This window comes from Candidatus Margulisiibacteriota bacterium (assembly GCA_041661965.1).
Taxonomy (GTDB): Bacteria; Margulisbacteria; WOR-1; order O2-12-FULL-45-9; family XYB2-FULL-48-7; genus XYB2-FULL-45-9.
This window is the reverse complement of sequence record JBAZTH010000003.1, coordinates 365,404-389,535: the sequence shown is the minus strand read 5'-3', so window position 1 is coordinate 389,535 and position 24,132 is coordinate 365,404. Positions and strand designations below refer to the sequence as shown.

Below are 24,132 nucleotides of genomic sequence, written 5' to 3'. Positions count from 1 at the left end.
CTAATGTATCAACCGCGACTGACTACCAATCTCCCCGCGACTGAACGTCGCGGTTAGATTCTCTTTCACTGCCCCCGCGACTGAACGTCGCGGTTATATTCTTTCCTTTAACCGCAGCGTTTAGCTGCTGGTTACGAGGCTAATCCGCTGACGATCCTACCCCAACAACTATTTTTTCCCCCGCGACTGAACGTCGCGGTTAGGGATTTATAATTAATCACAGCCTTTATCTGCTGGCTTCAATTCAACCTCTTTAATGCCTATTTGATAAAAGAAATACCCATAAATTGGTATTAAAACATATAAAGCACCTGCAACTATTATTTGGCAAGCAGTCCATCCATAAACAATCAAAACACACCAATTAAAAATAGTAATATTGATAAAAGACAGAAAACAAAATATTATCAACAATATCCACGAATACAATCTTGGAATTATTTTATAACCGTCATAACTAAGCTGGCTATCTAGGGATTTTTCGATTTCATTAATTCGCTTCCATTGCACATTTTCTTGTTGAAGCTGCTTACTTATAGAAACACCAATTAAACCAATAATTATTATTATGCATATTGAAAGTAAAAGAATAACAACATTCGGATTCAATTCAAGGATGACCTTGTCCTCAACATTAATTATAAGCCAAAAATAAGCACCAATTATCATAATCGAAAAATACAACAACTGGTTAACCACACTTCTGTTGTAGTTAATTTCCCCATGAGCCTCTTTATTGATCAATTTATTCAACTCTGTTTTATTCATTTGTTAACTTTAACAGCAGCATTCAACTGCTGTTTATGCTTCTATTGTTTTACAAATCCCCGCTCGCAACTGACCGTCGCGGTTACATCTATTCTTCTGGAGCCAAAAACAACACTTTTCTTAGTGGCAATAAGTTTTTATCTTCATCAGATAACTTATCATAGTGTTCTTCCCAAAGATCGATGAATTCATCGAAATTAATTTTTTCAATATGTTTATTTGCCTTCCTAATTTCGACCAAAGCATCAGCAGAAAAACCACCAGTAGAAACAATAACTCCAATATACCCTTCTTTCTGCAAGTCGCCGTTTAATGAGGCGACCTCTGGCCTCCCAACTTTTGTTTCCATTCTATGCTTAACTTGTATACGTATTCTTGGAGATTGAGCACCAATGGGATCTTTGTATGCAACAATATCAATGCCCCCATCTGGGCCTTTTGACGCAACAAATGGCGTATAATACCCCATACCTCGAAATAAGGCCGCAACTAGATCCTGAAAATCATATGGATTAATATTTCTAATGTACTCTTTTATTTCCTCTCTTGATGTTGATTGCGCCTGCTCATATGTTGTTGCAAGCGAATGATTTTCATTATCTGTCTCATTTGACTCTTGCCTAATTAATTCTCTCGCCTCAGCCCATTCCATATATTTTTTTCTTGCAACATCAATAAATTGGTTCGGCGTCATTTCAAGCGCCTTCTTGCCTTCTTCGGTAATAAACCAGGTCCCTTTATGTTTCCTTAACCATCCAGCCTTAACAAGATCAATTGAATAAAAATGCAAAATTGATTGCCAACGAATATAGCCACTCTTTTCATAAAGCCCTTTTTCGTATTCATTAAATTCGATTTTCTTTTCAATTTCCTCGTGAATTTTCTTTACCGGACATGATCCGCCTTGCTCTAAGATTATCCTTAATGCTGCCTGACAAAATAAACCAATTCGCTCATATGATATTTTTTTCATAAACCCCTCCTCGCAAATATTCACAGACAACCATCACTCAAAGCTTAACAGAACAGCAGCGCTCAGCTGCTGGTTACGAATCCCGTCACCAGCCCCGCGACTGAACGTCGCGGTTAAGGCTAATATCTTTTGTCTACGCCAGCAGCGTCATGCTGTTCGTTAATATATTGTATCACTTTAGGAAGGTCTTTTTCACTTATTTTACGGGCAAAATAACCCCTTCCCCATAATTTCCGATCAACAAATCTATTTGATGGATATTCCAGAAAAAATGCCCTAGAAGAACTCCCCTTAAACATTTTCATAACATACTCGGTGGAATCAGTCGCTTCTTGCTCCACTAACAAATGAACATGTTCTTCGAGAATATTTGAAGCAAGTAGCCCAAGTCCTCTCTTTTGGGCTATCTGCTTAAACTCAGCCTCAAGAAATTGCCGCATCTCTTTTTCAAGAAGTGATGATTTCCCTTTATAAGTATTAAAAATATAGTGGTAAAACATTGTTAGGATTAACCGCGGCGTTTAGCCGCGGGGCATACAACTTATTCAGCCGCGGGTTTCTCAAGCCTACCGACAGATTAGCCGGTTCAATCGGGCGGAAAAGCGTAGCTACCTCAACTTAACGTGCAGCCGCGAGACTAAAGCGTCAACGATCGATTGGTGCTTCTGGTTAACTTCCTCTTCGGTGAGGGTCCGCTCCTGATGGCGGTAAATGATCCGGTAAGCGACGCTCTCCTTATACTTATCGAACGGAAAGACCGCTTCAACCAGTCCGCCGCCCAGCTCTTTCACCAAAGAGATCACATTTTGATTGGCCGCGTCGTCCGGCATGGTAAGAGAGATATCTCTCGTCACATAGGGGAACTTGGGAAGCTGTTGATAGTGCCGGTCATGTCTTGCTTGCGCCACAAGCAGATCAAGATCGAGGTCAAAAACAAAGACCGGTTTTTTAAAATCATAATTGCGTTGAAGGTTTGGATTCAGCGCGCCGAAGAACCCGGCCGGAATTTCCGCCGCGCTCCCGTATTGCGTGAACGAGCTGGAACTTTCTTTTTGTTCCGGCAAGTTCAACCCAAGCGCGCTAAACAGACTTTCCATTGCCCCTTTAACAAAGAAGTAATCGACCGTCCCTTTATCCAGTAAGCTCTGGAACGGCGATGCCATTAAAACACCGGTGATCCGCCAGTTCTCATGAGGAAGCTTCTCCCCGCTTTGTTTAAATGTTTTGCCGATCTCAAAGATCAGGACATTCTCGATCTGGCGGTTCTGGTTGTACTGGGCGATCTTCAGTAGTCCAGGCAGTAGGCTCGGCCGTAATATTACCTGATCGCTATTGAGCGGATTAACGGTCTGGATCGTCCCTGCCAGCGGAAAAGTCGACAGTTCCAGGTCCTTTTCACAAACTAAAGTATAGGACTGGACCTCATTTAAGCCGCAACCGGTCAAAACCTGGCGGAGTTTTAAAAAGTCTTCGACCGGCGCTTTTTTACCGGCAAAAGAAGTATCCGGCATAGTCGGTTTGATCTTGTCGTAACCGTTGATCCGGGCGAGCTCTTCGATCAGGTCGGCTTCCCGCTCCACGTCCATCGCCCTGAACAATGGGATCTCGACCATTAGGTCGTTCCCTTTCGTTTTGACCCCGAACCCCAACCCTTTGAGGATACTGGTCATTGTCCCGACCGCGAGATGTTCGCCTAGAACTTTTTCGACCCGCGCGGGGCGGAGGAGGATGTTCTTGGGGGTCGGGTCTTTCTTTTTGGCATCGACACTACCGGAGAAGACTTCGCCCCCCGCCAGCTCGGCGATCAAAGCGGCGCCGCGATCAAGCGCCTCTTCCACCCCCAGCCAATCAAGACCGTGGGCGAAGCGGACCGACGATTCGCTCCGCAGCCGAAGTTTTCTGGAATTCTCGTGGACCGAGACCGGATCGAAGGAGGCCGATTCTAAAATAATGGTGGTCGTGGTCGGCCGGACTTCGCTGTTGGCCAAGCCCATGATCCCGGCAATGGCGATCGCCTTGTCCGGATCGGCAATGACCAGGACTTCGGAATCGAGTTCATATTCTTTACCATCGAGGGCAAGGACTTTTTCTTTCGGTTCGGCCCGGCGGACGACAATGTGCCGGTCTTTGACCAGCGAGGCGTCGAAAGCGTGCATCGGCTGGCCGATCTCCAGCATCAGGTAGTTGGTCACGTCAACGACGTTATTGATCGAGCGGACCCCCGCCTTTTCCAGGCGGCGTTTAAGCCACTCTGGGGAGTCGCCGATCTTAACGTTCTTGATCACCCGCGCCATGTAACGGGAACACAGAGTCGGCTCCAGGATATCGACCTGGACAAATTTTTTGGTCTTCTCGGCCGTCTCTTTGACTTTCGGTTTGTCGGCTTTAACTTTAACTTTGGTGAGAGCCGCGACTTCCCGGGCGATCCCGCGCAGGCTCCAGCAGTCGGCCCGGTTCGGCAGGATATCGACTTCGAGGATATCCTCGGCGATCAGATTCGTTTCCAGCCCGCCTAAAGCGATCAGTTCGGCCAATTTCTCGGCCGTCGCTTTAATGGGGACCAGTTCTTTAAGCCACTCTATTGGCACTTTCATTAAAATTGCTCCAGAAAACGAAGATCGTTCTCGTAAAATAGGCGGATGTCATCGATCCCGTATTTCAGCATCGCGATCCGTTCGATCCCCACCCCAAAAGCAAAGCCGGTGTATTTCTCCGGGTCGTAGCCAACCGCTTTAAAAACGTTCGGGTCGATCATCCCGGAGCCGAGGATCTCGAGCCAGCCGGTCCCTTTGCAGATGTTGCACCCTTTCTGCCCTTCACTCCCGCATTTCAAACATTCAACGTCAACTTCAGCCGACGGTTCGGTAAAGGGGAAAAAGCTCGGCCGAAAGCGGACCTTTTTCTCCGAGCCGAACATCTGGCGGAGGAATTCGGTGAGAACCCCTTTGAGGTCGCCGAAAGTAATGTTCTTATTGACCAGGAACCCTTCCAATTGTTGGAAGACCGGCGAATGGGTGGCGTCGTAATCACGGCGGAAGACCCGGCCGGGAGCGATGATCGCCAGCGGCGGCTGTCTCTTTTCCATCACCCGGACCTGGACCGGCGAAGTGTGGGTCCGCATAACAACCTCGTCTTTAATGACGAAAGTTGAATCAACGTCGCGCGACGGATGGTGGGCCGGGATATTGAGGCCGTCGAAATTATAATACTCCAGCTCGACTTCCGGCCCTTCCGCGATCTCAAAGCCAAGGCGTAAAAAGATATCTTTGGCTTGTTCCATCGTCTGGGTTAGCGGGTGGAGTTTACCGAGTTTGATCCCTTTCCCGGGGAGAGTGATATCGATCTTTTCGGCGGCAATCTTTTGTTTTTGGGCTTGCGCCAAGAGGCTGACCTTCTGATCGTTCAAGGCAACTTCAACCACAACTTTGGCTTCGTTAACGAGGGCGCCGACCTTCGGCCGTTCTTCCGGTGAAAGTGAGCCAAGCGACTTGAGGACTTCGGTCAGTTCCCCTTTTTTACCGAGAAAGCGGATCCTAACCGAGTCGAGCTCGGCCAGATCTTTCGCCTGACGGATCAGGCCAAGCGCTTCGTCCTGTAGTTGTTTAATCTTTTCCATGTTATCCCTGGAAACCTGCGACAATATCGTCGCGGTTTCCTAGTCTTTGTTTTGTCGCTTCATATAAAAGAATCGCGGTCGAGACGGCGACATTAAGCGATTCGGCGTTTCCCGGCATCGGGATCTTGACCGCTTCGCCCAGAGCGACGATCTCGGGGGGCAACCCGGCCCCTTCGTTCCCAACCAGGAAAGCGACCCCGCCCCGGTAATCCCCGGCGGCCGCGGTTTTCGTCGCCTTTAGATCGGTTGTTACTATTTTAACATTTTTCCCCTTTAATTGACTAATAGTTTCGGCGTCATCGGCCGCCATGACGATCGGCAGGTGAAAGAGCGAGCCCATCGTCGCGCGAACCACTTTCGGGTTATAGAGGTCGACGGTCCCTTTAGAAAGGATCACTCCGCTCGCCCCAAAAGCGTCGGCGGTCCTGATGATTGTCCCCAGGTTCCCCGGGTCCTGGACACCGAGGCAGTAAACGATCACTCCCTTGGTATCTATCTGGTCTAAGGAGTATTCCTGTTCTCTAACAATCGCGACGATCCCTTGCGGCGTTTCCACCTGGGAAATCTCGGCCAGTTGTTTTTTCGAGACTTTGTAACCGACACTCATCTGTTCTTCCAGCTTCTTAACGATCGGCAGGTTTTCGGAGTAGAAGAACGTTTTTACCCGCTCCCCCGCCTCTTCGACCATCCTCACCCCTTCAACAACGAAGAGCTTCTCCTTCCGCCGCGCCTTGCGGGTCTCGAGGAGATTTTTAATTAATTTTAGTTGTTGTTGCATTTATATCTTACCCTTTCTTATCGGAAGCCAGCGACAATATCGTCGCGGCTTCCGGGTCTATCTACCTTCTACGCATGGAAACCTGCGAACAACCTACACATCGCTCCATTGCACCTAGAAACCTGCTTAACTCAAACGTGGCCATATCACGCTTGGAAACCTGCGACAATATCGTCGCGGTTTCCAAGCTGTAAAAATCGTTTGTCTTCACCATTCGCCTTCTGCCCTTTTATATAATCTATCACTTTTCGCAATGAATCTGAATCAATAATCTCGTAAGCCCGATAGCCTCTTCCCCAGAGCTTCCGATTATCAAAACGATTGGTCGAAAACTTAGCCAACACTGCTTTGGAGCTAAGTCCTTTGACCATCTTCATTACATACTCATTGCTATCGTTATCCTGTTTTTCAATGAGCAAATGAACATGATCTATCAAAATATCATAACATTCGATCCTAAAGCCCTTCCCCCTACAAATATCGGCAAACGCTGTTTTTAAGCATTCGGCAACGTCTTCCGATATCAATTGCCTTCTTTTATAAGTCGAAAAGACATAATGAACATACTTCCCCATACTGCCACTTTCCCTCCCCACCACTGACAGAAGCATGCGACACTATCGTCGCAGCTTCCAGGCAATCAATCCCTAATTTTCAACTCATCCCTAACTGCTTGAATCCATTTATAATGACTTATTGAATACGCCTTAAAATTAATCAATTCTTCTTGTTTAGTAACAAACTCACCCTTTCTAATTCGCTCATAAGCCTCTTCCCCACATAATTTCGCACAACTAGCACATTCTAAGAATATATTATAAACATTAATTCCAACAAATATTTCTAAATCAGCTTTTATCTCATCAAATTGAGACGTTTCTTGTTCGTATTCTTTTTCAAATTCATTATTATTATCGCGATAAGCAAAGGAAGTAATATAAAAATACACAAACCTACTTAAACCTCTGTTTGCCTTAAATAATATTTCCCTTTTAAAATCATTTTTCTTTGTTTTATCGTCCCACCATTTACCAATTAAAAAGCCAAAAGCAGCTGTCACAACTGGCATTCCCATTTGGATCAAAACTATCAAGACATCATACAGACTCTTCTGCTCATTCATATTGAATTCTTTTTTACTCCCCCCGGAAACCGCGGCGATACTGCCGCAGGTTTCCGCATTAAGTTCAGCTATTCTAGGAAGCACGCGATCCGCCTCGGCGGACAGCGTCCCGGTCTTCCCATTACTTCGGACAGGGACAAGCCCTGTCCCTACATAAGCCCAAGGAAACCGCGACGATATTGTCGCAGGTTTCCGTCGGTCTGCTCAGCTTTTCTCGGAAGCCGCAATCCGCCTTCATTCGCGGTCTTCCCAGTCTTTCTGATCCTTCGGACAGGGACAAGCCCTGTCCCTACATAAACCCAAGGAAACCGCGGCGATATTGCCGCAGGTTTCCGCCTTCATTCGCCGGCTTCCATGAATCGTTAAGATCTCTTTGTGAGCTTCACAAACTCCTCTTCCGTCAAAATCGTCACGCCCAATTTTTTCGCTTTATTGTACTTGGAGCCGGGATCGGTCCCGGCGACGACGTAGTCAGTCTCTTTAGAGACTGCGGAGCTGGCCGAGCCGCCAAGCTGGCGGACCAAATCTTCCGCTTCCGGCCGGGTGTAGTACTCCATCCCGCCGGTGAAAACAAACTTCTTCCCCTTAAGCGGGCCACTCTGCCGCTGGCCACCACCTTTGACTTTCACCCCCGCCTTTTTTAGTTTTTCAATTAAATGGCGGTTAGCTTTTTCCTTAAAGAAAACGACGATCCCTTCCGCGACTTTCGGTCCGATCTCGTGGATCTTCCCCAACTCTTCGGCGGTCGCGTTAGAAAGCTCATCGATATCAACGTAATGATCGGCCAAGAGTTGGGCGGTCCGACGGCCGACTAACCGGATCCCCAGGGAATAGATCAGCCGATCGAACGGCCGCGACAAGCTCCCCTGGATCGAATCGATCACGTTTTGGGCCGACTTCTCCCCCATCCGTTCAAGTTTAAGGATAGCTTCTTTAGTGAGAGTGTAGAGATCGGCCGCGTCGGCGATCAGTTTCTTTTCGACCAGCTGATCGATCAGCGCCCAACCGACATGTTCAATGTCCATCGCTTCGCGGGAGGTAAAAAGGCGGACCCGCCCCATCACCTGCGCCGGACAAGTGGCGTTCGTACAGCGGGCGATCGCTTCCCCCTCCGGCCGGTAGATCTTCCCGCCGCAGACCGGACAATGGGTCGGCATATGAAACTCTTTCTCGTGGCCGCTCCGTTTGTTCTTAACGACTTCAACCACTTCGGGGATCACTTCCCCCGCCCGCTGGACCTTCACGTGGTCACCGATCTTGATCTCTTTGCGGCGGATCTCGTCTTCGTTGTGGAGGGTCGCCCGTTTAACGACAACTCCGGCCAGATGGACCGGTTTTAAGTGGGCGACCGGCGTGATCGCCCCGGTCCGGCCGACTTGGACTTCAATGTTTTCGATCACCGTCTCTGCCTGCATCGGTGGGTATTTAAAAGCGATCGCCCAGCGCGGGGCGCGGGCGGTAAAGCCGAGTTTTTTCTGGTCGGCTAGTTTGTTGACCTTGATTACGATCCCGTCGATCTCGTAAGGGAGCTTTTCCCGTTTCTTCTCCCACTCCTTGATGTATTCTTTAACTTCGGAGAGACCGTGGCAAAGCCGGGTGTTCGGATTGGTCTTAAAGCCAAGTTTTTTCAAATACTTGAGGGTTTCGAGATGGGTCGCCATTTCTGGCACCTCGCCGTAATAAAGAAAAATATCGAGCGGCCGTCCGGCGGTGATCTTTGGGTCTAGCTGGCGGACCGATCCGGCGGCGGCGTTGCGGGGATTGGCAAAAAGGGCTTCTCCCTTTTCCTGCCGCTCTTCGTTCAGTTTCAGGAAGTCGTCGTAAGGAAGATAGGTCTCCCCCCGGACTTCCAGATCGAGCTCTTCTTTTAGGCCCAGTGGGATCGCTTTAACGGTCCGCAAGTTTTGGGTGATATCTTCACCCCGGACTCCATCCCCCCGAGTCGAACCGACCGTGAAATGACCATTATTATAGACCAAGGCGACCGCCAACCCATCCATCTTCAGTTCCGCGACGTACTCGATCTTTTCTTCCCCCAAGGCCTCTCTGACCCGCCGGTCAAAGTCGTCAAGTTCTTCCAGGTTCATGGCGTTATCTAGGGAAAGAAGGGGCTTTTTATGGTGGTAGGGCTTAAACTCTTTGAGCGGCTCGCCCCCCACCCGCTGGGTTGGGGAATCGGGGGTCACCAGATCGGGATATTCCTTCTCCAGCTCAACCAGTTGGCGGAAGAGCTTATCGTATTCCGAATCGGCAATCTCCGGCTGGTCCTGAACATAGTAAAGATTGTCGTGGTGCTGAATCACTTGCCGTAACTTCTCGATCTTCTTCTTTGCTTCTTCTTTGCTCATTGGGCTCCGCTTCCGCTTGAGGTGAGGACTTCTTCCGGTTTGATTATCACCGTCGCTAATTGGTCGTGTTGGCCCATGGTGACGATTGTTTCCAGGTCCAGCGCCTGCGATAAATGGAAAGGATGCGCGTAGGTCCTGACCAATCTGGTCATATGGGCGCCGCACCCCAAATCGTCACCTACGTCCTCGATCAGCTTCCGGATATAAGTCCCTTTAGAACACTCCACGTAAAAGACGACCCTCTGAAACTCATCCGGACCAGACACCGGCCACCCGTCAACCAGCCCGGCGATCAGCTCTGAATCGGGCCTCTTTCCGTCCGGCCGGATCAATTCCAGCTTATGGATCGTGATCTCCCTGGGCGCCCGCTCAACTTCTATCCCCTTACGAGCCAACTCATACAGCTTCTGCCCCTTGATCTTGATCGCCGAATACATCGGCGGCACCTGTTTGATCTTACCCCTGTACTTTTCAAATGCTTTCTCTATTCCTTCATTTTTAATTTTACATTTTTCATTTTGTCTTATGACTTTTCCGTCAGCATCACCCGTATCAGTTTTAACTCCTAACAACATCTCAGCCAAATACCCTTTGTCCCCGTTCAGGAACCGTTCAATTTGCTTGGTCGCGCTGCCGAGAAAGACCGGCAAGACCCCGGTCGCGATTGGATCGAGGGTCCCGGAGTGACCGACTTTTTTGACTTTGGTGAGGTTGCGGATCTTAGCGACGACGTCGAACGAGGTCCAGCCGGCAGGTTTATTGACAATAATTATCCCGTCCATTAAGTGACCAAATACTTGAGGGCCTGGATATGCTTTTCCGTTTCCGCGATCACCAGCGCCTCTACTTTTTCGATCGGGCCGGCCATCCCGGCCCCGGCCGCCTTAATGTGCCCGCCGCCGCCGAATTTCCGGGCGATCTCCGAAACATTGACCCGGCTCTTGGAGCGGAAGTTCATCTTGACCATCCCTTCTTTTTCCCGAAAAAAGATCGCCACTTCCACCCCCTCGATCGACCGGAGATGATCGACGATCCCGATCACGTCTTCCCCCATCGCGCCGACCTGTTCCATCATTTCGCCGGTTATCGCCGACCAGCAGATCTTCCCCTCTCCCGCGAACTGAACGTTCGCCAGGGCCAACGCGGCTATTTTCACCGCCTTGACGGTGCGGGTGTCGTAAATGCGGGTAGTAATGTCATGGGTGTTGATCCCGTACTTCATCAGTTCCGCCGCCATGCAAAAAGTTTTCACCGAGGTGTTTTCGTAGCGAAAATTACCCGTGTCGGTGATCAGACCGACATAGAGGCATTCGGCGATCTGTTTATTAAACGGCAGTTTTAGGTAAGCCGCCAGGTCAAAGACCACCTCCGCGGCCGAAGAAGCGCTGCCGACGCAGTTGATATCGCCGAAATTGGTGTTGTCGGGGTGATGGTCCAAATTGACGATCTTTTTGGCGACGGCCCGGAAATCGGTCGTCTTATCGCCGATGCGGGAAAGGTCGGAAGAGTCGACGACGAACAGGAGGTCGAATATCTGGTTAAAGGGGAGGTTCTTTTTGATCTTGTCGGCGCCGGGGAGGAAGCCGTAAACCCTGGGAACGGCGTCGACGCAAAGATAGTGGACGGTAACACCCGACAGTTGGAGCAGATGACCCAGCCCCAGCATCGAACCGATCGAGTCGCCGTCGGGATCGCTGTGCCCGGCGACCAGGACCGTGTTAGCCTTTCTTAGAAGTTCTTTTATTTGTTCGAATGGGATGTTCTTCATTTTTCAGCTTACGGATAAGATTTAAGACCCGGCTCCCTTTCTCCAACGAGTCGTCGCGGACAAAGCGGATCTCCGGGGTCGCCCGAAAATCGACGCGGTTCCCCAGCTCTCCTCTGATAAATCTGGTGGCTGAACGCAGGCCGTCCATCGCTTCCGTTTTTTGTTTTTCATCGCCGAAAATACTGACGTGGATGTTGGCGTTGCGCAGATCGGGGGACATCTCGACTTTGGTGATACTGACAAAGCCGATGCGCGGATCATTGACTTCCTGTCTGATGATCTTGCTGACTTCGTCCCGGATCACTTCTTCGACTCGTTCAACTCTTGTCATCTTTGGCGGGGTTTTTCTCTTGTCTCAAAAGCTTCGACGATATCTCCGACCTTGAAATCGGTATAACCATTGATGGAAATACCGCATTCATAGTTCTGCTCCACCTGTTTGACATCCTCTTTAAAGCGCTTGAGCGCTTCCAGCTTCCCTTCATAGATCTTTTCTTTGCCGCGGAAGATCCTCATCCCGACCCCTCTGACCATCTTGCCGTCGGTAATGAAAGAACCGGCGATCGTCCCGACCTTGGAGAAGGAAAAGAGCTGGCGAACTTCGGCGTGGCCGATGACCACTTCCTCGTATTCCGGCTCCAGGGTCCCTTCCATCGCCAGTTTAACGTCGTCGAGGAGGTTGTAAATAATATTGTACTTGCGGACTTCGACCCCTTCGTCCAGGCTCATGACTTCGGAATTTCCTTCAAAGCCGACGTTGAAGCCGGCCAGAATGGCCCCCGAAGCTTTGGCCAGCATGATATCCGATTCATTGATCCCGCCGACCCCCGCATGGACGATGTGAACGCCGATCCCCCCGACCCGGACATCCTGCAACGACTGGGTGATCGCGTCGATCGAACCCTGCACGTCGGCTTTAATGACCAGCGGCAGGTCTTTGTTCTCGCCTTCTTTGACCAGTTTGGAGAAATCTTCGAGCGAGACGACTTTGTTGCGCGACGCTTTGGTTTGCGAATCTTTCCGCTGTTCGGCGATCTGGCGGGCTTCTTTTTCGGTCGGCATCCATTCCAAGACATCGCCGGAGGCCGGGACTTCGGCACAGCCGAGGAGCTCGACCGGCATCGCCGGACCGGCTTTTTCCAACCTCGCGCCGGTATCGGTAAATAACGCTCTCACTCTACCGTAGGTTGACCCAACGACAAAAATATCACCGATCTTTAAGGTCCCGTTCTTGATGAGCAGGGTCGCTACCGGACCGCGCCCTTTATCGAGCCGCGACTCAATAACCACCCCCATCGGCTTGGCTTCCGGATCAGCCTTCAGTTCGGCCAGGTCGGCCACCAAAAGGACCATTTCCAGCAGTTCATCGATCCCGGTCAACTGCCGGGCGGAAACGGGGACCGTCACGGTTTGTCCGCCCCAATCTTCCGGGGTCAGCCCGTGTTCGGCCAGTTGGGCCTTGACCCGGTCAGGGTTGGCGTCCGGTTTGTCCATCTTGTTGATCGCCACGATGATCGGCACTCCGGCCGCTTTCGAATGGTTGATCGCTTCGATCGTCTGCGGTTTGACCCCGTCATCGGCCGCCACGACCAGGATGACGATGTCGGTAACTTTGGCGCCGCGGGCACGCAAGGCGGTAAAAGCTTCGTGGCCCGGGGTATCGAGGAAGGTCACTTTGCGTCCCTGGACCTTGACCTGATACGCGCCGATATGCTGGGTAATGCCGCCGGCTTCGCTTTCGGCAACTTTGGTTTTGCGGATCGCGTCAAGGAGTTTGGTCTTACCGTGGTCGACGTGCCCCATAACGGTCACGACCGGCGGACGAAGGGCCCGTTTTTCAATATTATGCTGGCGATGGGTGATGGTCACTTCCTGCGCCGCTTGGAGGACGACTTCTTTGCCCAAAATAGTGCCAACCTCTTTCGCGACTTCGGCCGCGATCCGCTGATTGATCGTCACCATCATCCCCTTTCTCATCAATTCCTTAATGAGGTCGGAGGCTTTGATCTGCAGTTTATCACCAAGATCTTTGACCGAGATATCATCACCGGTAATCACGATCGCCGGAGCGGCCGGTTTTGGCGGCACGACCGGAGCCGGCTTGACGACAACAACTGGTTCTGGCGGCGGGATGACTACTGGTGGTGGGACTGGAGCTGGAACAGGAACGACCGGCTTTGGCTCCGATTTAACGACTGGTTTTTCAACTGGTTTTACGATCGGTTTTTCAACCGCTTTGACAACTGGTTTCTCGACCGGTTTAACGACTGGCTTTTCAACCGGCTTAACAACCGGTTTCTCAGCAACTTTAGGGGTTGCTTTCGGTTTCTCAACCGGTTTTTCTTCAACTTTCTTAACAATCGCTTTAGCCGGGGCCTTTTTTGCCGGGGCTTTTTCGGTCTTTTTAACAGTTTTTCCGGCCGCTTTCTTGGGAGCTTTTTCGGTCTTGGTAATCTTTGCCACTTAGTTCCCCTTCTGCTCTGCTTTTATTTTGACGACCGCTTCAGGCGGCACGGTCGAGTTCGCCGCTTTCACGGAAAAACCCATTTCCCGCAGTTTCTGGATCAGATCACTGCTGGCAAGTTCAAGTTCTTTCGCTAATTCATGGACCTTATAATTTTCGGTCGGCGCGGCTGGGCTGGCCGGCGGGTTTTCCCGCCCTTCAGAGATCAGATCGATCTTCCAACCGGTCAGCTTGACCGCCAACCGGACGTTCTGGCCTTCTTTGCCGATCGCCAGCGAAACTTCCTTATCGGAAACGTGGACTCTAGCGCTTTTTTCCGCTTCATTTAATTCAACTTTATTGACCTTGGCCGGGCTAAGGGAGTTGGAAATAAAAGTTTTAGGATTATCGCTCCATTCCACGATATCGATCCGTTCGGGCCCCAGTTCGCGAACAATGTTCTGGATCCGCTGGCCCATTTTACCGACGCACGTCCCGACCGCGCCAACGTTCGGGTCGTTGGAGAAGATCGCGACCTTGGTCCGCTTGCCAGGTTCTCTGGCAATCCCTTTGATCTCCAGGATCCCTTCTTTGATCTCCGGCACTTCCATTTCAAAGAGCCGCCGGACCAGGTTGGGATGAGAGCGGGAAATAATGACCAGCGGGCCTTTTGAGGTTTTTTTAGTTTCGACAATGTAGAATTTGACCCGGTCGCGCTCCCGGAAAGCTTCCCCCGGGATCTGTTCGGTGACCGGCAAGATAGTTTCCAACCGGCCAAGATTGACCAGGTAACCGCCGAATTCCTTCCGCTGCACGATCCCATTGACGATCTCCCCCTGCTTTTTGGTGAACTCGTCAAAAGTCTCTTCTTTTTCGGCTTCTCTTAAGCGTTGAATAATTACCTGTTTGGCAGTTTGGGCGGCAAAGCGGCTGAAATCAGCCGGAGTAACATCTTCCGGTTCCACCCCTTCAACGATCTTTAAAAGTTTAACCTCCCCATCATCAGAGATGTGGACGTCAATATTATCGCCTTCATTAAATCTTTTCTTTGCGGCCGAAAGGAGGGAGGCTTTAATAGTTTCCAACAGGACCTCTTTGGAAAGGCCCCGTTCCCTCTGGATCTCTTCCAGCATCGCCCCAAAATTTTCGATCTTCATTTTGTCCCCCTATAAACGCAAAAGTGGGAAGAAAATCCCACTCCTTTCAATAAAATTCGACTCCCGTTGATTGCACAAGAATTATAGCAACCGCCTATTCCAATGTCAACCGGACTGGAATATTAAGGAGGGTCGGAATAAGCTCCGACCCTCCCTAAAACAGCCTGAATTCAGCCGAAAACTACATCATGTCGCCATAGCCGCCGCCACCCGGCATCGCCGGGGCCTGCTTCTTATCGTTATCCGGCATCTCGGCCACCAAAGCTTCGGTGGTCAAGAGCATGGAAGCGATCGAAGCGGCATTTTGCAGCGCGGAACGGGTGACCTTAAGCGGATCAACAATCCCCGCCTTGAACATATCGGTATATTCAAGCGACTGGGCGTTGAAACCGATCCCGGTCTTTTCTTTTTTGACCCGTTCGACAACCACGGAACCTTCTAATCCGGCATTGAAGGCGATCTGCTTGAGCGGTTCTTCGAGCGCCCTGATTACGATCGCCGCGCCTACTTTTTCATCACCTTGCGCGCCGGCCCAGAATTCCATCAGTTTCGACTTCGGATCGGAAACAATGTGGACAAAAGCGGAACCGCCCCCCGGAATAATCCCCTCTTCAACCGCGGCACGGGTCGCCGACAGGGCGTCTTCGATCCGGTGCTTTTTTTCCTTCAGTTCGGTCTCGGTCGCCGCCCCGGCCTTGATGACCGCGACGCCGCCGGAGAGTTTGGCCAACCGTTCCTGAAGTTTTTCCTTATCATAAGAAGAGTCGGAGGCTTCGACTTCTTTCTTGATCTGGGCGATCCGGTCCTTCACCGCTTTGGCGGTGCCGGCCCCTTCAATGATCGTGGTCGATTCTTTCCGAATGACCACTTTCTTAGCCTTACCCAACCAGGCGTCGCTGATATTTTCGAGGGTCATCCCCTTTTCTTCGGCCACGACTTCGCCGCCGGTCAGGACCGCGATATCATCGAGCATCGCTTTCCGCCGGTCGCCGAAACCCGGGGCTTTGACCGCGACGGCGTTAATGGTGCCGCGCAGTTTATTGACGACCAGGGTCGCCAAGGCTTCCCCTTCGATCTCGTCGGCCAGAATGAGCAGCGGCCGCCCCAGCTGGACGACCTTTTCGAGGGTCGGCAAAAGGTCCTTGATCGCGCTGATCTTCTTATCGCTCAAAAGGATAAAAGCGTCTTCGAGGACGCACTCCATTCTTTCCCGGTCGGTAACCATGTATGGAGAAGCGTACCCCTTGTCAAACTGCATCCCTTCAACGACGTCCAAAGTGGTCTCGATCCCTTTTGATTCCTCAACCGTGATAACCCCGTCCTTGCCGACTTTTTCCATCGCGTCGGAGATCAGGGCGCCGATCACGGAATCGTTGTTGGCCGAGATCGTGGCGACCTGGGCGATCGCTTCCTTGGAATCAACGGTCTTGCTGATCTTTTTCAGATCTTCGACCGACATGTCAACCGCCGTCTGGATGCCGCGTTTGATCGACATCGGGTTGGCGCCGGAGACCACATTCTTCAGCCCTTCCTTAAATATGATGTGGCCGAGCACGGTCGCGGTGGTCGTTCCGTCACCGGCAATATCGTTGGTCTTGCTGGCCACTTCCCGCAACAGCTGGGCCCCCATGTTCTCGTACGGATCTTCCAGATCGATCTCCTTGGCGATGGTCACGCCGTCATTGGTGATCGTCGGCGATCCCCATTTCTTCTCTAATACCACGTTTCGTCCGCGCGGGCCGAGAGTAACCTTAACCGCGTTGGCTACTTTGGCGACTCCTTTTTCGAGCTTTTTCCACGCTTCGTCTCCAAACAGTATCTCTTTCGCTCCCATGTAAAGTCGCCTCCTTTATGCTTTGATCGCTAAAATGTCCCTTTCGGACAAAATAATAAATTCTTCGCCTTCAACTTTGACTTCGGTCCCGCCGTACTTGCTGTACAAGACCTTGTCGCCGATTTTAACTTCATGCGGAACTTTCTGGCCGTTATCGAGGATCCGACCGGTCCCTACCGCCACGATCGTCCCTTCCGACGGTTTTTCCTTCGCCGTTTCAGGGAGAACGATGCCGGACTTGGTCTTGATCTCTTCGGGGTCCTGCTTCACCACCACCTTGTCGCCAATCGGGGTTAACTTCACCTTTGCCATACCTGAACTCACCTCCTTGATTTCTTATTAGCACTCTCCATGATCGAGTGCTAACATCTTAGCATGAGCGGATTTTTCTTGTCAAGCGAAGCTGATACGCCCGACTTGGGTCCACTAATCTGTTGCGCGAGGAAAAAAAACTGGTTATACTAAGATAATGTTCATTGGAGTTGATCTTGGGGGAACGAAGATCGCCGCCGCGCTGGTCGCCGAGACCGGCAAGATCGTCACGGACGTCAATATCCCGACCGAAGCGCATAAAGGTAAAAAGCACGTCATCGGCGCGATCAAAAAAGCGATCAGCCATTTGATCTGTACCAGTAAAGAACCGGTCAAAGCGATCGGCCTCGGGGTCCCCGGGCCGATCCTCTACGAAAAAGGGGTCGTCATCGGCCCGCCCAATCTCCCCGGCTGGAAACAGGTCAATCTCAAACAGATCCTGGAAAAGGAATTCAAGCTTCCGGTTAATATCGACAATGACGCCAACTGCGCCGCGCTGGCCGAAGCCAAATTCGGCGCCGGCATCGGCCGCAAGCACTTTATTTACATCACCGTTTCCACCGGGATCGGCGGCGGGATCATTATTGACGGCCAACTCTACCGCGGAGCTAACGGCTCGGCCGGCGAGTTTGGCCACATGATTATCGATCCGCAAGGCTTTACCTGCGGCTGCGGGAATGTCGGCTGTTTTGAAGCGATGGCTTCAGGGACGGCGATCCGGAAGCGGGCCGGGATGGACGGCGCATCGGTGGAGCTGGCCGCCCGCCAGGGAGATAAGAAAGCGCTGGCGGTAATTGACGAAACCGCCCATTACTTAGCGGTCGGGCTCGCTAATCTCGTGAATATCTTCAATCCGGAACTGGTGATCGTCGGCGGCGGCGTCGCCAAAATGCGCGAGCTGATTTTTAACCCGGTCCGAAAAGAGTTTAAGGAATATGCCCTCTACCTGCCGGCCAAGTCGGTAAAGATCGTCTCGGCCAAGCTCGGCACCAACGCCGGCGTCCTGGGAGCGGCGGCGTTATGTCTATAGCGATCATCGATTACGGGGCCGGGAACCTCCGGAGCGTCGAAAAAGCGATTGCCAAGCTCGGTTTTTCCCCGGAGATAACCCGCGATCGAACGACCATCCGCAACGCCAAAGGGATCATTCTCCCCGGGGTCGGCTCGTTCGACCCGGCGATCAGTGAACTCCGCTCGCTAGGGCTGGAAAGCGTGATTGAAGAGGCGATCGCAATCGGCAAACCGTTTCTTGGCATCTGCCTCGGCCTGCAGCACCTCTTTGACTCTTCCGAAGAAGGAAAGCTCGGTGGCTTGGGAATATTGAAAGGGAAAGTGGTCCGTTTCGCGCTTGCCGACCAGCCGGAATTGAGCGTCCCCCACATGGGTTGGAACCGGCTGCGCATCAAACGACCCTCACCGATCCTTGGCGGGATCGAGGACGGCAGTATGGTTTATTTCGCCCATACCTACCATGTCCAGCCAAAAGATGATATAATCGTTTCCACAACGACAGATTACGGCTACGATTTTGCCTCCTCTGTTTGGAAGGACAATTTGTTCGGCATCCAATTCCATCCCGAGAAAAGCGGCGAGGTCGGCCTGGCCATCTTAAAAAACTTTGGAGGACTGTGCAAGTGAAATTTGAAGTTATCCCGGCGATTGACCTGCTCCAGGGGAAATGCGTCCGCCTCAAACAGGGAAATTACGGTTCGGAGACCGTTTATTCGGCCGAACCGCTTGAAGTCGCCAAGCGCTGGGTAGCGGCCGGCGCTCCCCGCCTCCACGTCGTCGATCTCGACGGCGCCAAGACCGGCATTGCCGCCAACATCGAGATCATCAAAGCGATCATCAAGGAAGTCGCCGTCCCCATCCAGATCGGCGGCGGCGTGCGCGATTTCAACCTCATCCAGTCATTGCTTAAATTCGGCGCCGACCGGATCATTCTCGGCACCACCGCCATCAAAAATCCCAACCTGCTCGGCAACGTCTGCGAAAAGTTCGGCGACAAGATCGCCGTGGCAATCGACGCCAAGGGTAAATTCGCGGCGGTCGAAGGCTGGATGTACGTCAGCAAGAAAGACACCCTCACCCTGGCTAAGGAAGCGATCGGCCTTGGGGTCAAACGCTTCGTTTACACCGACATCAGCCGGGACGGAATGCTCGAAGGCCCGAACGTCGATTCGATCAAGAAATTCATGGACGGGGTCAAGGTCCCGGTCATCGCCTCGGGCGGCGTTTCCACCAAAGAAGACATCGAGAAGCTCAAAGAGATCGGCGCGGAAGGCTGCATCGTCGGCAAAGCTCTCTACGACGGCAAGTTAAAACTCGAAGAGATCGTCTAGCCCTTTTTCGCGATTATCAGGTAGCCGTCGGCCAAATAGCGGGCGAGCTTCATTTTTAACATTACCCAAAAAAACATTTTTACGACCGGATGCCCTTTTATTGCCTGCCTGAACTTGCTAAACCATTTGGCAAACAATAACTCCCCCGCCCTTTCATCAGCCAAGGGGATAAAGAGCTTCTGGAATCTAACGCCCGGTAAAGGAATGAAAGATTTAAGGTCGGCAAACCCGGCCCCGGCGATCATTTTCCTTATTTGAGGGAGCGAATGGCGATAGTTGCGGTAACGCGCGCCGGCCAAGGTCACCTCTTTAACGTAACGGAAATGTTTTTTATCCCGTCTCTTGATCGGCGCCAGCAACTTCACGTACAGGTCGGCAAGCCAGCGCGGCATTAGAGAAGCGTATTTCAGAGTACTGGGGTCAGGTTCATCCAGAAAATAATTATACGAGTAACGGTTCTTATCAAAAAAGCATAAGCGGCCGTCCTTTTTCAGGACCCGATTGATATCGGCCAAGACCCTCCGCTGCAGAACATCGGGCGATTCCCCCGATTCCGAAGTCCCGATCCACTGCAAGGTCATGCCAAGCACCACGACATCGAAACTCCCGTCCTTGAACGGCAAGGAAGAAAAATCAAGGTTATCGATCCTGATCGCGCTTAAATTATTTATTCGTTCTTTCTCTTTTACCAGGTTCAACCATTCGATGACTTTCCTCGGGGTATCGACCGCGACCAGCGAGCGGCTTCTCGCCGCCAGTTTCCGGCTCATGTTCCCAAAACTACAGCCGATCTCGAGCACATCTTTTCCGGCCAGATCGATCTCTTTCCCCAGCACTTCGTCAATAAAAACGGAGCGTTCCGGGCTGGTGTTGTAGTCAACCAAGTATTGGTCCCAATATTTGAGGAAGATTCGCTCCAACGCCTCCCGCCACGAAAGCCGCCGGTAATCGGCAAAAAGCTCTTCGTACTGTTCGGGGGTCAATTGCTCCCAGTCGCTCCGGGCGGAAGAAGAAAAATCCAGGATCTTATCGGCCGAATAAACGGACTGACAGCGGGCGCAATAAAGGCCGTTATTTTTTTTAACCAGGTCTCCGAGGCAACGCGGACAGGCTAGATTAGTCATGTGTTTTGGATTATAAATTAACGCTCTGAAATTGACAACCTCATTTTTGTCGGATAAAATCAAGAAAATGCCGATGATATACACCCAAACAGATTTCAAGAAAATCGCCGCCCAAGTCCTGACCGATTGGGACAAGCTCGGCCTCCCCAAAGTTGACCAAACCAAGCTCGATTTCAAATTGATGCCGATCAGAAAGATCGGCCTTCATTCCTTGCTGACCTTTATGATCTATCATGCCGGCAAACCGGCCGTCGTCCTCAAACTTCCCCGTTACCGCGAAGGAACGATCGCTTTTGCCGCTCTGCGCAACGAAGCGGCCAAACTCAAGGAATTGCGCGGAGGGCCGCAGCTTTTCCGGCTGATTGAGATCGACTCGGTTCCGGTCTTGCTGATGAGAGGCTACGAAGGGAAAATGCTCCACCAGTATATCGACGCCGAGAACGATTTGGCCAAGGTCGCCCGCTTCTTAAGGATCGGAGTCGATCTCTTGACCACTTACAGCGCCAGGACCAAGGGAAAAAAGCTGGTCATCAACGATTCCTTCATTGAACAGCGCCTGCTCCGCCCGGTCCGGGAAATCCTGGAATACTATCCCAACCAGATCGCCCATCTGGAAAAATATCTGAATGAATTTCTGGCAGTTAAAAGCTGGGCCGGGCAAACGGTCCCCGAAGTCCTGGTCCATCACGAATATAATCCCTGGAACATCCTGCTGACCCCCGAGGGAGACCTGATCCTGCTCGACTGGGAAGACGCGCAAAACAACGGGCTTCCCTTCCTCGATCTCTACAACTTCTTTATGGTCGCCTTCCGGATCATGTTCTACGGCGAAACAAATGAGACGCAACAACGGCCGTTAGCCGATCGGCAGGCCCGGGCCCGTTTCCTGATCGACGAGTTCCGCGCCGCCAGCCGAAAATATTGCCTCGCTCTAAGTTGCCAGGAAAGCGTGCTTGATCTCTTTTTCCTGATCTTTGCGATTGAACAGACCCGGTTTTTCCTGAACGAAAAAAGGCGCGACGTCCATTACGCCGAATCGTGGCTTTCGCTCCTGACCAACACCGCCGTGACCGACTGTTTCGTCGACCATTTAAGCCGGGAGATCCAGTGAAAAACCGCGACCAGACTAAGATCAACTTTGACAGCGACGCGCGGAGTTTTGACGAGCGGATCTTAAAACACGTTCCCGGATATCTGGACATGCACGAAACGCTCCTGCACTTTATTCCCTTCCAGCGAAATGACGCTTTTTCTTTGCTCGACCTCGGGATCGGGACCGGTAATTTTGCCCGGAAAGTTTTGGAACGCTTTCCCAATGTTAAAGTAACCGGCGTTGATTTCTCCGAACAAATGATCGCCATCTGCCGCCAGCGTCTGGCCAACTACGCGCCCCGGCTGACCCTGATCAACATGGGCTTTGACCGGGAGATCCCCCCCGGACAATTCAACGTCGTGGTCCTGAACCTCTCCCTGCATCATCTGGAGAACAAAGAGAAAGCGGGCCTGATCAAAAAGATCGCCCGGCAGGTCATCAAACCGGGCGCTTTGCTCATCGGCGACCTGATCAAATCGCGCTCCCCCCGGATCACCGACATTTATATGCGTATCTGGAAAGATAATATGCGCCAACACGGTTTCTCCGAAGAGTACATTGAAAAAAGCTACGAAAAGAAAAAGTACGAGACCGAAGATATTCCCGCCCCGGTCGAAGATCACCTGGAGTGGCTGAAAAGATCAGGCTTCGAAGAGGTCGAACTCTTCTGGAAACGCTATCATTTTGCCGCTTTCGGCGGGTTTAAGGGGGTCAAGTGAATGCTCCGTTTCCCCCCGCTCTTTGATCCGGAAGATAAAAGCCCTAATTATTTGGCTTGGCGGTCGATCGTCCTGGCCCTGTTTGAAAACTTCAAGTTCAACTACGTCTCCCTCGGGACCTTGCCCAAACCGGAAGATGAAAGCGACGTCCATCCCGCCCAGCTCCTGGCGGCGCTTCCCTATTACCAGCCCAAAGAGCATTATTTCGGCGAAAAGGGGCACGTTCACTTCAACGAATTCATCGCTTACGGCTTGCCGCTGACCGACTATCCGATGGACGGACTGACCGCGCCGCATCACTTTACCCTGGAACAGTACCAATTCATCTGGAAAACGCCGCTGCTCAACATCAGCAACTGGGAAGAGACTTTTCCGCTGATCTTTTCGACCGAACACAATTTCTTTCTGGAGAGCTGTAACGGCACGTTCCTTGATGACCCGGAATATCTTGGCAACCAGGAGTATCCGATTCTGGTGCCGGAGCAGGCTAAATATTTTACGGCCGAGTTTTTCAAGGCCAACAACTTGCCGCTAACTCTCCTCCGCAAGAATTTTTCGGCCCCGACCCTAAACTTCGGCTTAAAGATCTTTCAGGAATGCGTCCTGATCATGGGGGGGCTGACCGAACTGTTCGGTGAATTTCTCCAGCAATGGGATTATCCAAACGGGAGGAGGACCAAAGGGCTCTCCCTTTTTCGTTTAAACCTGCTCGCCTTCCTTTATCTTAGCCTTCATCCGGCGGCTACGGTCCTCTGTTACGGGCTCTACCGGAACAAGTACGGCCTGGCAACCGACCGGCGCTCCGCTTTTTACGTTCGGACCGAAAAGGGACTGGTCGCGCTGAAAGACTTTTTGAAAGAACAGGTTTACGCTTATCTCAATACTTTAAATAACGATCTTAATGCCGGAGGCAAAGCCGCTGAAGTCATTGAAAATATCAACGCCGCCCTTGACCTGGCCAGGATGTTCGGCATCGGTTATACCACGGAGGCAAAAAAAGGAGAGAATCCCCATATCAACGCCCCCGTCGACTTTACTCCAAAGGATCTTAATCCGGCGTTAAAAGAGGTTAATTTCGTCGTTGAACACTCGCCGAACAGTCCCCTCTGGCGTATTTTTTATGATTTTTGCGGCGAGTGGTGGAACAGTGAAGAAATCGAACAAGTGTTGACGGCTAAAGGCCCTCATTGGGAAAGGTTAAAAACACAACCACGTTCGGTCGCGGTGAGGATATTTAACAAGATTGCCGCTGAATTCTGGCGGGAAAACAATTCGCGGCCGGGCCTCAAAGAGAATATCCGCAAGATCTTAGATTAGGTTGTTATCCTGGGGCGGAACAACTCCGCCGGCTGGGCGGGCCCGCTTGGCTTGTTCCTGGGCATCGGTTAATTGAGCTTTAAGGACCCCCAGACTGCGCCGCGCTTCGCTCCCGGACGGGGTCAGAGAGATCGCGCTGGAATCGAGCATTTTAAGAAGATTATCGACTCTGGCCTGCAATTTATTAAGTTGCGGCAGGGCTTCTCGTAATTTCTTCTCATCCAGGCTCTTTCTAAATTTAGCCAGATCTTTTTCGGCATCTTTGATCTGGGTCAAGAGATTTTGGGTAATATCGTCGCTCGCTTTCAGCGCCGTTTCGATCAATTGAAAATGACGATTCATCGTCTCTTCCATCGGATTATAACTTACGCCGCCTTGAGAACCACCAAAACCGGAAACTTCCATGTCACCCATATA

General features: G+C 51.4%; 24 protein-coding genes. 6 read left to right on the top strand and 18 right to left on the bottom strand.

The features are described from left to right. Positions 1-213: 213 nt before the first annotated feature. The 16 genes from WC772_07685 to groES all read right to left on the bottom strand — a co-directional run bounded on the left by WC772_07685 (position 214) and on the right by groES (position 17,120). The gene (locus WC772_07685) at positions 214-768 is read right to left on the bottom strand and encodes a hypothetical protein (GenBank protein MFA6170632.1); all 555 of its coding nucleotides are present in this window, start codon (positions 766-768) and stop codon (positions 214-216) included. 88 nt (positions 769-856) lie between these two features. Then, a complete protein-coding gene (locus WC772_07680; protein MFA6170631.1) occupies positions 857-1,741 on the bottom strand; it encodes a restriction endonuclease in 885 nt (294 codons plus the stop codon). A 119-nt stretch (positions 1,742-1,860) separates the two neighbouring features. Then, complete coding sequence (gene tnpA / locus WC772_07675; GenBank protein MFA6170630.1) at positions 1,861-2,241, bottom strand: IS200/IS605 family transposase; 381 nt, start codon at positions 2,239-2,241, stop codon at positions 1,861-1,863. A gap of 108 nt (positions 2,242-2,349) precedes the next feature. Next, positions 2,350-4,335, bottom strand: coding sequence for a phenylalanine--tRNA ligase subunit beta (pheT, locus tag WC772_07670; protein ID MFA6170629.1), 1,986 nt, complete (start codon positions 4,333-4,335; stop codon positions 2,350-2,352). Continuing rightward, positions 4,335-5,357 carry a phenylalanine--tRNA ligase subunit alpha gene (gene pheS / locus WC772_07665; protein MFA6170628.1) on the bottom strand — a complete coding sequence of 341 codons (1,023 nt, stop codon included), beginning with the start codon at positions 5,355-5,357 and terminating at the stop codon, positions 4,335-4,337. The genes pheT and pheS overlap by 1 nt, the downstream gene beginning before the upstream one ends. 1 nt (position 5,358) lies before the next feature. Then, positions 5,359-6,135: an RNA methyltransferase gene (locus WC772_07660; GenBank protein MFA6170627.1), complete on the bottom strand. Its 777-nt coding sequence runs from the start codon at positions 6,133-6,135 to the stop codon at positions 5,359-5,361. A gap of 146 nt (positions 6,136-6,281) precedes the next feature. Continuing rightward, the gene (tnpA, locus tag WC772_07655) at positions 6,282-6,710 is read right to left on the bottom strand and encodes an IS200/IS605 family transposase (GenBank protein MFA6170626.1); all 429 of its coding nucleotides are present in this window, start codon (positions 6,708-6,710) and stop codon (positions 6,282-6,284) included. A gap of 65 nt (positions 6,711-6,775) precedes the next feature. Beyond that, positions 6,776-7,342 (bottom strand): hypothetical protein, encoded by a 567-nt coding sequence (locus WC772_07650; protein ID MFA6170625.1) that lies wholly within the window; start codon positions 7,340-7,342, stop codon positions 6,776-6,778. A 278-nt stretch (positions 7,343-7,620) separates the two neighbouring features. Further along, entirely contained in the window at positions 7,621-9,606 is a 1,986-nt protein-coding gene (gene ligA / locus WC772_07645; protein MFA6170624.1) for an NAD-dependent DNA ligase LigA, read from the bottom strand. Continuing rightward, positions 9,603-10,388 carry a tRNA pseudouridine(55) synthase TruB gene (gene truB / locus WC772_07640; GenBank protein ID MFA6170623.1) on the bottom strand — a complete coding sequence of 262 codons (786 nt, stop codon included), beginning with the start codon at positions 10,386-10,388 and terminating at the stop codon, positions 9,603-9,605. Before truB ends, ligA begins: the two co-directional genes overlap by 4 nt. Beyond that, positions 10,388-11,374, bottom strand: a complete 987-nt coding sequence (locus tag WC772_07635) for a bifunctional oligoribonuclease/PAP phosphatase NrnA (GenBank protein MFA6170622.1) — start codon at positions 11,372-11,374, stop codon at positions 10,388-10,390. The genes truB and WC772_07635 overlap by 1 nt, the downstream gene beginning before the upstream one ends. After that, the gene (gene rbfA, locus WC772_07630; protein ID MFA6170621.1) at positions 11,325-11,705 is read right to left on the bottom strand and encodes a 30S ribosome-binding factor RbfA; all 381 of its coding nucleotides are present in this window, start codon (positions 11,703-11,705) and stop codon (positions 11,325-11,327) included. Before rbfA ends, WC772_07635 begins: the two co-directional genes overlap by 50 nt. Beyond that, the gene (gene infB / locus WC772_07625) at positions 11,702-13,837 is read right to left on the bottom strand and encodes a translation initiation factor IF-2 (GenBank protein MFA6170620.1); all 2,136 of its coding nucleotides are present in this window, start codon (positions 13,835-13,837) and stop codon (positions 11,702-11,704) included. The genes rbfA and infB overlap by 4 nt, the downstream gene beginning before the upstream one ends. Further along, the gene (nusA, locus tag WC772_07620; GenBank protein MFA6170619.1) at positions 13,838-14,974 is read right to left on the bottom strand and encodes a transcription termination factor NusA; all 1,137 of its coding nucleotides are present in this window, start codon (positions 14,972-14,974) and stop codon (positions 13,838-13,840) included. Between the two features lie 181 nt (positions 14,975-15,155). Continuing rightward, a complete protein-coding gene (gene groL / locus WC772_07615) occupies positions 15,156-16,808 on the bottom strand; it encodes a chaperonin GroEL (GenBank protein ID MFA6170618.1) in 1,653 nt (550 codons plus the stop codon). A 15-nt stretch (positions 16,809-16,823) separates the two neighbouring features. Continuing rightward, entirely contained in the window at positions 16,824-17,120 is a 297-nt protein-coding gene (gene groES / locus WC772_07610) for a co-chaperone GroES (protein ID MFA6170617.1), read from the bottom strand. Between the two features lie 157 nt (positions 17,121-17,277). Between groES and WC772_07605 the strand changes: the two genes are divergently transcribed. Genes WC772_07605 through hisA form a run of 3 tightly spaced genes read left to right on the top strand, consistent with a single transcriptional unit; the run spans position 17,278 to position 19,462 of the window. After that, positions 17,278-18,150, top strand: coding sequence for an ROK family protein (locus tag WC772_07605; protein ID MFA6170616.1), 873 nt, complete (start codon positions 17,278-17,280; stop codon positions 18,148-18,150). Continuing rightward, the gene (gene hisH / locus WC772_07600) at positions 18,141-18,758 is read left to right on the top strand and encodes an imidazole glycerol phosphate synthase subunit HisH (GenBank protein ID MFA6170615.1); all 618 of its coding nucleotides are present in this window, start codon (positions 18,141-18,143) and stop codon (positions 18,756-18,758) included. The genes WC772_07605 and hisH overlap by 10 nt, the downstream gene beginning before the upstream one ends. Beyond that, complete coding sequence (gene hisA, locus WC772_07595) at positions 18,755-19,462, top strand: 1-(5-phosphoribosyl)-5-[(5-phosphoribosylamino)methylideneamino]imidazole-4-carboxamide isomerase (protein MFA6170614.1); 708 nt, start codon at positions 18,755-18,757, stop codon at positions 19,460-19,462. The genes hisH and hisA overlap by 4 nt, the downstream gene beginning before the upstream one ends. Here hisA and WC772_07590 read toward each other — a convergent pair. Next, complete coding sequence (locus WC772_07590) at positions 19,459-20,586, bottom strand: class I SAM-dependent methyltransferase (GenBank protein ID MFA6170613.1); 1,128 nt, start codon at positions 20,584-20,586, stop codon at positions 19,459-19,461. The two genes, hisA and WC772_07590, sit on opposite strands and share 4 nt — an antisense overlap. A gap of 67 nt (positions 20,587-20,653) precedes the next feature. On the opposite strand from WC772_07590, the gene WC772_07585 reads away from it, so the two are divergent. The 3 genes from WC772_07585 to WC772_07575 are packed head-to-tail and all read left to right on the top strand — an operon-like array spanning position 20,654 to position 23,715. Next, positions 20,654-21,697 carry a phosphotransferase gene (locus WC772_07585; GenBank protein MFA6170612.1) on the top strand — a complete coding sequence of 348 codons (1,044 nt, stop codon included), beginning with the start codon at positions 20,654-20,656 and terminating at the stop codon, positions 21,695-21,697. After that, entirely contained in the window at positions 21,694-22,398 is a 705-nt protein-coding gene (locus tag WC772_07580) for a class I SAM-dependent methyltransferase (GenBank protein MFA6170611.1), read from the top strand. Before WC772_07585 ends, WC772_07580 begins: the two co-directional genes overlap by 4 nt. After that, a complete protein-coding gene (locus WC772_07575; GenBank protein MFA6170610.1) occupies positions 22,399-23,715 on the top strand; it encodes a hypothetical protein in 1,317 nt (438 codons plus the stop codon). Here the strand turns inward: WC772_07575 and WC772_07570 are convergent. Beyond that, positions 23,707-24,129, bottom strand: coding sequence for a hypothetical protein (locus tag WC772_07570; protein MFA6170609.1), 423 nt, complete (start codon positions 24,127-24,129; stop codon positions 23,707-23,709). The two genes, WC772_07575 and WC772_07570, sit on opposite strands and share 9 nt — an antisense overlap. Positions 24,130-24,132: the final 3 nt, after the last annotated feature.

Bases quoted from the DNA above. Each gene is read 5' to 3' on its own strand.
- WC772_07685 (MFA6170632.1), bottom strand. From the start codon at position 768: ATGAATAAAACAGAGTTGAATAAATTGATCAATAAAGAGGCTCATGGG.
- WC772_07680 (MFA6170631.1), bottom strand. From the start codon at position 1,741: ATGAAAAAAATATCATATGAGCGAATTGGTTTATTTTGTCAGGCAGCA.
- tnpA (MFA6170630.1), bottom strand. From the start codon at position 2,241: ATGTTTTACCACTATATTTTTAATACTTATAAAGGGAAATCATCACTT.
- pheT (MFA6170629.1), bottom strand. From the start codon at position 4,335: ATGAAAGTGCCAATAGAGTGGCTTAAAGAACTGGTCCCCATTAAAGCG.
- pheS (MFA6170628.1), bottom strand. From the start codon at position 5,357: ATGGAAAAGATTAAACAACTACAGGACGAAGCGCTTGGCCTGATCCGT.
- WC772_07660 (MFA6170627.1), bottom strand. From the start codon at position 6,135: ATGCAACAACAACTAAAATTAATTAAAAATCTCCTCGAGACCCGCAAG.
- tnpA (MFA6170626.1), bottom strand. From the start codon at position 6,710: ATGGGGAAGTATGTTCATTATGTCTTTTCGACTTATAAAAGAAGGCAA.
- ligA (MFA6170624.1), bottom strand. From the start codon at position 9,606: ATGAGCAAAGAAGAAGCAAAGAAGAAGATCGAGAAGTTACGGCAAGTG.
- truB (MFA6170623.1), bottom strand. From the start codon at position 10,388: ATGGACGGGATAATTATTGTCAATAAACCTGCCGGCTGGACCTCGTTC.
- WC772_07635 (MFA6170622.1), bottom strand. From the start codon at position 11,374: ATGAAGAACATCCCATTCGAACAAATAAAAGAACTTCTAAGAAAGGCT.
- rbfA (MFA6170621.1), bottom strand. From the start codon at position 11,705: ATGACAAGAGTTGAACGAGTCGAAGAAGTGATCCGGGACGAAGTCAGC.
- nusA (MFA6170619.1), bottom strand. From the start codon at position 14,974: ATGAAGATCGAAAATTTTGGGGCGATGCTGGAAGAGATCCAGAGGGAA.
- groL (MFA6170618.1), bottom strand. From the start codon at position 16,808: ATGGGAGCGAAAGAGATACTGTTTGGAGACGAAGCGTGGAAAAAGCTC.
- groES (MFA6170617.1), bottom strand. From the start codon at position 17,120: ATGGCAAAGGTGAAGTTAACCCCGATTGGCGACAAGGTGGTGGTGAAG.
- WC772_07605 (MFA6170616.1), top strand. From the start codon at position 17,278: ATGTTCATTGGAGTTGATCTTGGGGGAACGAAGATCGCCGCCGCGCTG.
- hisH (MFA6170615.1), top strand. From the start codon at position 18,141: ATGTCTATAGCGATCATCGATTACGGGGCCGGGAACCTCCGGAGCGTC.
- WC772_07590 (MFA6170613.1), bottom strand. From the start codon at position 20,586: ATGACTAATCTAGCCTGTCCGCGTTGCCTCGGAGACCTGGTTAAAAAA.
- WC772_07585 (MFA6170612.1), top strand. From the start codon at position 20,654: ATGCCGATGATATACACCCAAACAGATTTCAAGAAAATCGCCGCCCAA.
- WC772_07575 (MFA6170610.1), top strand. From the start codon at position 22,399: ATGCTCCGTTTCCCCCCGCTCTTTGATCCGGAAGATAAAAGCCCTAAT.
- WC772_07570 (MFA6170609.1), bottom strand. From the start codon at position 24,129: ATGGGTGACATGGAAGTTTCCGGTTTTGGTGGTTCTCAAGGCGGCGTA.